6 protein-coding genes and 1 pseudogene are annotated in these 4,981 nt (G+C 36.9%); 2 read left to right on the top strand and 5 right to left on the bottom strand.

The features are described from left to right. The 5 genes and pseudogenes from M0Q20_RS10875 to M0Q20_RS10855 all read right to left on the bottom strand — a co-directional run. Positions 1 to 137 (bottom strand): annotated as a pseudogene (locus M0Q20_RS10875) (4-hydroxy-tetrahydrodipicolinate reductase); the annotation flags it as partial. A gap of 21 nt (positions 138 to 158) precedes the next feature. Then, positions 159 to 1,097, bottom strand: coding sequence for a thioredoxin-disulfide reductase (gene trxB / locus M0Q20_RS10870; protein ID WP_295061848.1), 939 nt, complete (start codon positions 1,095 to 1,097; stop codon positions 159 to 161). Between the two features lie 153 nt (positions 1,098 to 1,250). Further along, the gene (locus tag M0Q20_RS10865; protein ID WP_295061845.1) at positions 1,251 to 1,736 is read right to left on the bottom strand and encodes a hypothetical protein; all 486 of its coding nucleotides are present in this window, start codon (positions 1,734 to 1,736) and stop codon (positions 1,251 to 1,253) included. A 15-nt stretch (positions 1,737 to 1,751) separates the two neighbouring features. Next, entirely contained in the window at positions 1,752 to 2,072 is a 321-nt protein-coding gene (gene trxA, locus M0Q20_RS10860) for a thioredoxin (protein WP_295061842.1), read from the bottom strand. Between the two features lie 75 nt (positions 2,073 to 2,147). Next, the gene (locus M0Q20_RS10855) at positions 2,148 to 2,927 is read right to left on the bottom strand and encodes a histidinol-phosphatase (protein ID WP_295061839.1); all 780 of its coding nucleotides are present in this window, start codon (positions 2,925 to 2,927) and stop codon (positions 2,148 to 2,150) included. Positions 2,928 to 3,009: 82 nt separating this feature from the next. Here M0Q20_RS10855 and M0Q20_RS10850 point away from each other — a divergent pair, with 82 nt between their 5' ends. Together M0Q20_RS10850 and M0Q20_RS10845 are read left to right on the top strand one after the other, a co-directional pair. Then, entirely contained in the window at positions 3,010 to 3,732 is a 723-nt protein-coding gene (locus tag M0Q20_RS10850; RefSeq protein WP_295061837.1) for a chemotaxis protein, read from the top strand. Next, on the top strand, positions 3,732 to 4,981 hold a 1,250-nt coding region (locus M0Q20_RS10845; protein WP_295061834.1), incomplete at its 3' end, for a peptidase U32 family protein. The genes M0Q20_RS10850 and M0Q20_RS10845, both read left to right, overlap by 1 nt.

The raw sequence follows: 4,981 nt of genomic DNA, 5'->3' as shown, positions 1-4,981 counted from the left end.
ACGGATGGGTCAATGGAGAAGTCGAGAGAACTTCTGACATATACAGAGCTTAAACTTATATCATCACTCTCTTTTAAATCATCTATAATTAACCTGCCGACTCTGCCATTTGCACCAAAAACACCAACTCGTGTCATTTAATTCTCCTACTAAATAAATTAATTTAATTTTTCATCCACATAAGATATAGCTTGAAGTGCGGCAACAGCACCGTCACCTGCAGCACTAACAACCTGTTTTGGAGCAGCTATACGCATATCACCTGCTGCAAAAAGACCTTCAACCGAGGTCTTCATGCTGATATCAACAATTATATCTCCCTGCTTGCTTACATCACATAGAAAGCTTCCATCTTCTTGAATTAGAGTTTGATTATTTACATCGTTTCCGACAAAAACAAAAACACCGGGTGCTTTTATATCACGAATCTCTCCATCGCTGTTTTTTACCTTGATACCTACAACTCCCATATTATCGCCGTAAACTTCTTCGGGAGTAGTGTTTAAAATAAGCTCAATATTTTCGGAATTTTCTACTCTTTTTACTGTATTTGGAGCTGCACGAAATGAGTCACGCCTATGGATGAGATAGACTTTAGAGCATATTTTCGCAAGGTATAGAGCCTCTTCTAAGGCAGTATCTCCGCCGCCGATTACAGCAACTTCTTTTCCTTTATAGAAAAAACCATCACATGTAGCACAAGTACTCACGCCCTTACCAAGCAATTCATCCTCTCCTGCAAATCCAGCTCGTCTTGGGGAGGATCCTGTACATACTATAACACTATGTGCTTGGCTTATTGAGCCATCCTCTTTATGAATCTTAAATATATCGCCATCTTTGCTGATACGTTTTACTTCAACCATCTCATGTTTTAGACCAAATTTTTGGCACTGCTCGGGCCATGGCATCATCAAATCCATTCCACTGATTTCGCCGGTAACACCTGGGTAGTTCTCAATCTCTGAACTCTGCGTTATCTGCCCTCCGGGCATACCTTTTTCAAACATAACAACGTTTTCTAAGCCACCGCGAGTTGTATATAATCCTGCAGTAAGACCTGCCGGTCCGCCACCGATAATTGCGCAATCCAATATCATAAAATATCCTTGTTTATAAATCTTTTATTTGGGTTGATAACTCATTTAAATTATCTAGTTTTCGTATCACTATATTCATTATTCCCATAAAGGGGCTTTGCCCCTTTATTCCGCTTAGACCGCTGTGGTCACTGAAGGTGGGCTCTCAAATTACAATAAATCAACACTTTTAGATAACTCATTTAAATTATCTAGTTTTCGTATCATACTATCTTGTTTATAAAGAGACTCTTTTGTTTTCTTTATAAAAAAAATAGATGGAATTTCATATAAGTTAAATCTTTGTATAAAACTTAGAGATGTTTTTGTTCCGCTTCTTAAAAATGTGGTATTTTTGCTGTTTTCATAAACTTCATTATAGTAGTCAATTGCAATAATGGGGAGATTTAAATCAATATCTGCAAGAAGTTGGGCTGTTTTATCTATTTTAGAGCTATAAAAAACTACTATATATTTATCAGCCGTTGGGGTAAAAATATCTTTTTTTTCATAAAATACCCACTCTTTAAAGTCAATAAATTTATACTCTGAGAATTTATAATTAAAATAAGCAAAGGCAGCAGCTATCATAGCTGCGCCAAAGAAAGAGGCTAGTAGTGTAGATAGAGAAAAGAGACTTTTGCCTCCTGCAGACACTACACTACTCTTAAGTTACGCTAAGAGAGCGTCTATTTTTTCAGCTAGAGCAGCTTTTGATTGTGCCCCGACAACTTGGTCTACCATCTTGCCATCTTTGAAAAACATGATTGTAGGAATAGAGCGAATACCAAATTTAACAGCAATATCTTGCTCTTCATCAGTATTTACTTTACAGATTTTAGCTTTACCGTCATAGTCATTAGCAAGCTCTTCAATTACAGGAGCAATCATACGGCAAGGCCCGCACCAAGGTGCCCAAAAATCTACTAAAGATACACCTTCGCTTAGTGTTGCTTCAAAATCAGAACCAGTTAATTCTATATATTTACCCATCTTAATTTCCTTCTTAAATTTAAGTTTTTGCATTATACAAGTCTAACTCTTTAAAATTGCTTTATGATATTTTTATCAAATCTTTATAAACTCTTTTTTCCTATTTTTATAAAATACACACTCCTCATAACCTGCATCTTTTGCCATCTTAAGAGCCTTATCACTAAATAATCCAACTTGCTCAGGTTTATGGGCATCTGAAGCAAATGTTATCGGGATATCAAGCTTTTTAATCTCCCTTAAGAGAGACATAGATGGATAAGCTTCGCCGATAGGCTTTCTAAATCCTGCAACATTTATCTCAATAGACATATCTGCTTCTTTAATCGCAAGTAGCGCATTTTTTGCTATTTCATTTATATCTTTTTTTGGCAAAAATTTAAAAATTTTAATTAAATCCAAATGCCCGACAATGTCAAAGAGTCTGCTACTTGCCATCTCCTCAATCGCATCAAAATATTTTTGCCAAATCTCATCAATATCCTGCTCTTTATAGTTTCCTATAAACTCAGGATTATCAAACCCCCACTCATCAATAAAGTGTACGGAGCCTATCAAAAAATCAACATCAGCTTTTAGAACTCTCTCATCCATATAGCCTTTAAGGTAATCAACTTCATATCCTAGCAGAATCTCAATGCTCTCTTTATATCTCTCTTTTGCCTCAAGAATAGTTGTTTCATACTCTTGCATCTGCTCAAAACTCATGCGATATTTTTCATCAAAATTCATAGGTGCATGTTCAGAAAAGCCAAAATATTTTATGTTGCACTCTATCGCTTTTTGGATATATTCAGATACTTCGCCCTCTGCATGATTGCAAAGTTTAGTATGGTTATGTAGGTCAACTATCATTGTTTAATTCTCATATTTATATGTTTTATGATATTATAGTGATAAAAATTAAATTTAGCGAATGTATAACGGAGAATTTTCTATGACTCAAGAAGAACTAGATGCTATGATGAGCGGTGATATTGAAGATTTAGACTCTTTTGCGGATGATGATATAAATAATGCCTCTGTTGAAGAGGATTCTGAATTTGAAGATGATGAAAAAGAGGATTTAGTCTCTGCAAAACAGAGTGATGATAAGCCGTTGGGATATAGTCCCGATACAGCACATCATTGGCCTCTTCCTGCAACAAATGAAAACAAAATGGTACATCAACTTGATGATGTTACAAAAGAGAGTGAAGAGAAAGCTAGTGAGATTTTTGACATTATTGAGGGGATAAGCAATGATTTGCTTGAGGAAGAGAAGAGAGCCCAAGAAGTAATAGAGGTGCTAGAAAGTAACTTTGAGTTGTTTAAAACCTTAAGCATTAAATTTCCGGATGTAGAAGCTTTTAAAGTTCAACTAGATAAAAATAGCTCGGCACTACAGAGCACAAACGAAGCCTTAGAGACTCTTCAATCAAGTGGAGAGTCTATAATCAGTGTTATGGACATTATGCAGTATCAAGATATTCATCGTCAAAAAATTGAACGTGTTATTAATGTTATGCGCGCACTCTCTAACTACATGAACTCCCTCTTTGAAGGTAAAATTGATGATGAAAAAAGAGTCTCTTCTGCACAGCATATTGTAGGCGACTCTCATAATGAATTGGCGACAAATGAAGATATAGAAGCTCTTTTAGCGCAGTTTGGCAGTTGATGCAAAAAGTTGAGTTATTATCCCCTGCGGGAACGTTAGAAAAATTAAAAATTGCGATTGATTTTGGTGCTGATGCCGTATATGGAGGGGTGAGTCACTTCTCTCTTCGTATTCGCTCAGGAAAAGAGTTCAGTTTTGAAGAGTTTGAGGAGGGGATTGCATATGCACATGCAAGAGGTAAAAAAGTTTATGCAACAATAAACGGCTTTCCTTTTAACTCCCAACTCAACCTGTTAAAAAAACATATTTTAAAAATGGCAGAGCTAAAACCGGATGCTTTTATAATTGCGACACCGGGTGTACTTAAACTTTGCCACGAGTTAGCTCCAGAGATGCCTCTTCATCTCTCGACTCAAGCTAATGTAATGAATGTTCTTGATGCTAAAGTTTACTATGATATGGGAGCAACACGCATAATTACGGCTAGAGAGATCTCACTTAAGGATTTGGTTGAGATTAAAAAAGAGCTTCCGGATTTGGAGCTTGAAGTTTTTGTTCATGGCTCTATGTGTTTTGCATATAGTGGAAGATGTCTTATCTCAACACTTCAAAGCGGGCGTGTGCCAAACCGTGGCTCATGCGCGAATGATTGTAGGTTTCCTTATGAGATGTATGCGGCAAATCCTGAGACGGGAACGCTCTTTAGACTTGAGGAGGATGAGGGTGTGGGAACTTACATCATGAATTCAAAAGATCTTAATCTCGCTTCGCATATCAAAGAGATTCTAGATAGCGGTGTTGTAGATTCTGTTAAGATAGAGGGTCGTACAAAAACAGCATATTACGCGGCAGTAACGGCAAAGGCCTATAGAATGGCTATAGATGACTACTATGAAGATAAGGTAGATGTTGATAAATATCAGTATGAGTTACAATCTCTTCAAAATCGCGGATATACCGATGCTTATTTAATCTCTAGACCGTTTGAGAAACATGACACGCAGAGCTTGGATTTTACAATGCAACTTGGAACACATCAGGTAAGCGGAGTCGTAAATGAGGAGGGGACTCACTTCCTGTGCAAATATAAAACTCTGCCTAATGATGAGCTTGAAATAGTTGCTCCGCTGGGTTCTAATATAGAACTCGTTGACAATAAGATAGGCACGACATATGAGCGCGAGGGAAGAATTTACATGAAGCTAAAACAGCTCTTGGCTGAAAATAAAAAAGTGTGGGATGAGGTTCATAGCGGAAACACAAACCCGATAACACTTCCTCTAAAACTGCCGCCATACACCTTTTTAAG

The sequence above is a fragment of the Sulfurimonas sp. genome (genome assembly GCF_023229025.1).
Taxonomy (GTDB): domain Bacteria; phylum Campylobacterota; class Campylobacteria; order Campylobacterales; family Sulfurimonadaceae; genus Sulfurimonas.
This window is presented reverse-complemented; position numbering and strand designations above follow the sequence as displayed.

What these genes read in the sequence shown, in the direction of transcription:
- M0Q20_RS10855 (WP_295061839.1), bottom strand. Translation starts at nt 2,927, where the DNA reads ATGATAGTTGACCTACATAACCATACTAAACTTTGCAATCATGCAGAG.
- trxA (WP_295061842.1), bottom strand. Translation starts at nt 2,072, where the DNA reads ATGGGTAAATATATAGAATTAACTGGTTCTGATTTTGAAGCAACACTA.
- M0Q20_RS10850 (WP_295061837.1), top strand. Translation starts at nt 3,010, where the DNA reads ATGACTCAAGAAGAACTAGATGCTATGATGAGCGGTGATATTGAAGAT.